Raw genomic sequence first — 4522 nt, 5'->3', positions numbered from 1 at the left:
CTCGGACACGGCTACGGCTCCCCCACCCGGCATCAGGCGACGCCAACGATACAGCTGGTTCAGAGCAACGCCATTCCGGCGCGCGACGACCGAGATGCTGGAGCCGTCCTCCAGGGTCTCCTCGACGATCCGCATCTTCCCGGTAGCAGCCAGCGGCGCCGACGGCCGCCATCGGTGATCATCTCGTCGCCAGACATAGGCACGTGCTCAGGCATATGCCCAAGCCTCCATGACTACACTCGAGTGTCGGGCGAAACGGGGGCCGGTTCAATCATGCCGCCGCTTTCGGGCCGAACCCCTGATGGACCTCGACTGGTGTCCGTCCTCCGGGTGCCGTGGGGCGCTCCATTTTATGGACGTGATCCATCTGTCGCTGCCGACGCGGGCCGCCGATCCGGTCTCGAAGGCAATCCGGTAGACCCCCCCCCCGTATTTCTGCGAGTGCCATGGCCGCTCAATCATGAGCGTTTTCCGTCCAGCGCTCGCGTCCGTCCATCGACACCTTCCCGTCGCATTCAGCGGGATCTGCGTGAATCTTGGCCCGGAATTGGCTATCCTGATCGGGACCGATAGATTCCGGCCGACGATGGCGCTGCATGGCATCTTCCAGCGCCTCAATGCAGAACTCGACACCATTCTATGTGACAGCCGCCAAGACGGAACCCGGCGTGTCGTCCGGTCCACGATCACGACGAGATAGAGAAAGCCTCGCCGCATCGGGACGCAGGTGATCGGCACCCGGTGCCTGGCAGGGTCATGTGCAGCCTGATCAGAGATCAGGATGTAGTTAGGCCTGTCGATCACCAGCTCCCTCAGCAGACAGGCCATGCTGGGCGGAGAACAGCTCGGCCATGCCGTCAAGCGCTGGACGCTTTTTTCACAGCCCTGCGGCTTTGGTCAGGTTGACGCGAAACCTGTCCCTGCGTCGCTGGTAGCGACGAGTCATCTCGGCAGATGCGTGGCCGAGATGCTTCTGGACATAGCGCTCATCCACTTCGGCACTGCTCGCCAACCCGGCGCGCAGGGAGTGTCCGGAATAAAGCCGCAAACGCTCGGCCTGCGGCAGGTCCGGGCGGAGCCCCGCGCCGAGCACGGTCTGCTTGATCAGCCGCGCGACATGCTTGTCGTTCAACCGTCTGCCCAAAGCGCGTTTTCCGTCGCGGGATACAGCTAGAAATATCGGCCCAAAGCCGATCCTGGCATAATGCAGCCATTGCTCGAGGGCACGGACCGGGCACGTCTGCTCGCGGCTGCCGCGGGCAATCTCCACCTCGCGCCAGCCGGTCTTGCCGCGCAATGTGAGCAGGACCCCCTCTTCCTGGATCTCCACCCAGCCACCGCTATCGGGTGTGTCGTCCTTGCCGTGGTCAAAGCTGACGATCTCCGACCGGCGCAATCCGCCTGCGAAACCAAGCAACAGGATGGCGCGATCGCGCAAACCCCTCAGGTCATGGGGCAGGGTGGCCACCATGGCGCGGATATCCTCAGGCAGGATCGCCTCCTTCTGCAGGGGCGGTCGGCCGTGCCTACGGCGGATGCCGGCGAGGATGGTGACGATATGCGGGTCCTTGCGGTCCAGGTTAAAACCCCGCTGCGTGTATCCCCAAGAGAGGCCTGACAGGCGTCTTTCGATGGAAGAGACCGACAAGGACCGGGCAGCTGTCGACGACGCCTTGTCCCGCGGGGCAGCAAGATCGGCGATGTAGAGCCCGATCAGCTCCGGTGAGGGGGGCAGGGGATCCGTGCCGCGCATCCGGCACCAACGCGTGAACTGCGCCCAGTCCCTGGCATAGGCCCTCAGTGTGTTGTCGGAGAGGGCGTGGCGGGCATAGCCGCGGGCGGTTTCCACCAACCGGTCGAGCGCACCGGATCCCGCGACATGGACCGGCAGGGTAAGGGAGGGGGACACCGCCCCGTGTGCCTTGTTCCGCGGGGCGGGATGCAGGGGATCTGCGGGCGGTGTGGAAGGCGTTTTTGTCATGCCGTCAAGCATGCGCTGATACGTCCGATAATGCAATCTTACTGGACAACATAACGTACGGCAGATAGCGGCGGTTATCGGGGTCATATGTTGTCTAAAGTGCCGTCGGCGAATAGCGTTCTGCCATGACCACCATCGCCCCCGACCCCCTGCAGGATGTTGAGAGCCTCGCCCCGATGCCGGGATGGGTCGCGTCCGGGCGGATACAAGAACCTGAAGACGCAGCCTTTTGGGCCGGTGCCGCCTTGACGCATCTGCATGCGGTGCAGGGTAGCGCCGCGGTTCCGCACCCGCTGTGGCGGGCGCGCCTGGCGCTGGAGGCATCCATCGCTTCCGTACGGTTCGCCGGGCGGTCCGAGCAGGTCGGGGCGTTGCGCGATGCGGTGCATCTGGTACGGCCCGGCGATCATCCCGGGCCGGCCGGGGCGATCTACCGGCGCTGGAATGATGCGGCAGAGCGACCGCTCTCGGGCGCAACGCTCGGCCGGGTGTTGCCGGACCTGTGTCCAAGCCGTATCGCGTCCTGGCTCGACACCAAGGCGGGCACGCCCGTTGCGCAGGCGGCTGCTGTGCTTGAGCACGTTCTGGCTGAGTCGCCGCGCGCGGAGACGCCGGCGCTGATCCTTGCGGATGCCGCCTTGGCCCGCAGGCTTGGCTGGACGCATCTGGTGCCTCTTCTTGCAGCCGGGCTGACCCCGCGCGACCTGCAGGCGACGGGAGCGGATCTGCGGCTGGCCTGCAACCGCGCGGTCCTGTCCTCGGCGCAGGCGGCAGCCCGCACTGCCGTCGACCTTGCCCGGCGGGCGGGGCGCCTGACGGCCGTCGCGCCGAAGCTGCGCGCCCGCAACGCGGGGCAGGCTGTCGCTTTGTTCCTGTCCCGCGACGCCCTGTCCCCCACCGGCCTAACGCGGCTGATGTCGGACCGCGCGGCGCGCCGCTTCTGCGATCGACTGGTAGAACTCGGCGCGGTGAGGGAGCTGACGGGGCGCGACAGCTTCCGCCTCTATGGGGTCTGAGATGACAAAGGCGCGCCCTGAAGTCCTTTTCGATCGTGCGCTCGAGGACCTGCCGGCCGGGCTACGCTGGCGGGAATGGATGCGCCGGATCGAGGCGGTGCTGTTCGCGTCTGGCGTGCCGGTGCCGCGCGAGGACCTTGCGCGCGTGGTCGGGCAGGAGGCCTCAGTCGACCTCCTGATCAGGGATTTGGCCGCGGATCTGGCCGATCGGCCCTACCAGGTGGTGCGTGTGGGTGCGGGCTGGCTGCTGCGCACGCGGCCAGCCTATGCCGCGGCAATCAGGACGGCGGCGGATGTTGCGGATCAAGCGCTGGAGTTGAGCCCGTCCGACACGGCGGTGCTGGCGGCGATCGCCTATCACCAGCCGATCTCCCGCGGCGGACTGAAGGAGATATTCGGGGAGGAGATCAGCCGCGAGCGGATCGGCCGGCTTTCCGCGCGTGGCCTGATCGCTACCGGCCCGCGCGAACCGCGCCGCGGCGCGCCTTATACCTTCGTCACGACCGAGACGTTCCTTGCCGCCTTCGGGTTCGAGAGCCTACGCGATCTGCCTGACCGCGAGCAGTTGGCCGATGCCGGACTGGCAAATTCTTAGTGCTCCGGGTCGTGTTGGAGTGGCCGGTCGCTTACATGATGCCGTGTCGTTGTCTGCAAGAGACCTATCAGATCGGACTGCGCAAGCGTGAGGCAGATGCGCAAGCGTCGCTGTCCAAGGTTCGGCAAGGCGCGTGGGCTAAATCCGACAGACCGGCGTCCTGTGGCCCCGGGCGGGACTTAAAGCCACCCACAGAAACTTCGCAACGTGCGCCAAGCCGCCGGTCTTTCCGCAGCATCGCCCCTATTTTCGTCCGGAACCGCATTGACCGGGAGCACTACGGCCAAGCGCTTTTCCGGGCACTGAGCGCGGAAGACAGCGTCAGTCGTCGCCACGAGCGGACACAAAATTAGCAGAATTGCGGCCATCCAGTGTGGGATCAGATAGGCCTTGTCGCGTAACTCTGACTTCGGGTGGTTCACAACCGAATGCAGGCGGTTAGGTGAGGCGCATGAGCAAGCCTCCACCCGCCCGCTACCGCAAGGCGAACTGGTCCAGCTATAACGATGCGTTGCGAAAGCGCGGGTCGATGCTGATCTGGGTTGACCAAAAGATGGCCTGGCTGGCGCCGCATGAAGGCCGCCTGGGACGCCCGCCGGTCTTTTCGGATGCGGCCATCCAGTTCTGCCTCTCGATCAACGTTCTGTGCAAGCTGCCCTTGCGACAGACCGCGGGCATGGTGGCCAGTTTGCTGCGGCTGGCGGGGCTGGACTGGTCCGCGCCCGACTTCAGCACCCTGTGCCGCAGACAGAGTGAGATGGAACCGTGGCCCCAGTGGGGCCGCGTAAGGCCATCGAACATTGGCGGTGCAGATCCCGTATCGCCGTGCTGAGCGTCCGCTCAACCTGCTCGTGGACAGCACCGGCATCGAATTCCTCGGTGATGGCGAATGGAAGACCCGCAAGCACGGTCCTCAGGGCCGGCGCCAGT

3 protein-coding genes and 2 pseudogenes are annotated in these 4522 nt (G+C 65.7%); 3 read left to right on the top strand and 2 right to left on the bottom strand.

Annotation, left to right across the window (positions count from 1 at the left end):
* Positions 1-215: pseudogene (locus tag ACFDS3_RS19200) on the bottom strand (transposase); the annotation flags it as partial.
* A gap of 662 nt (positions 216-877) precedes the next feature.
* Positions 878-1993 (bottom strand): tyrosine-type recombinase/integrase, encoded by a 1116-nt coding sequence (locus tag ACFDS3_RS19195; protein ID WP_375263948.1) that lies wholly within the window; start codon positions 1991-1993, stop codon positions 878-880.
* Positions 1994-2106: 113 nt separating this feature from the next.
* Here ACFDS3_RS19195 and ACFDS3_RS19190 point away from each other — a divergent pair, with 113 nt between their 5' ends.
* From ACFDS3_RS19190 to ACFDS3_RS19180, 3 genes and pseudogenes are all read left to right on the top strand, one after another.
* On the top strand, positions 2107-2997 hold the full coding sequence (locus ACFDS3_RS19190) for a DUF1403 family protein (protein WP_375263947.1): 891 nt from the start codon (positions 2107-2109) through the stop codon (positions 2995-2997).
* 1 nt (position 2998) lies between these two features.
* A complete protein-coding gene (locus tag ACFDS3_RS19185) occupies positions 2999-3592 on the top strand; it encodes an SMC-Scp complex subunit ScpB (protein ID WP_375263946.1) in 594 nt (197 codons plus the stop codon).
* Between the two features lie 451 nt (positions 3593-4043).
* Positions 4044-4522 (top strand): annotated as a pseudogene (locus tag ACFDS3_RS19180) (IS5 family transposase); the annotation flags it as partial.

Source organism: Palleronia sp., assembly GCF_042089775.1.
Lineage (GTDB): Bacteria > Pseudomonadota > Alphaproteobacteria > Rhodobacterales > Rhodobacteraceae > Palleronia.
The sequence above is the reverse complement of the archived record's forward strand: the minus strand, read 5'-3'. Positions and strand labels throughout refer to the sequence as shown.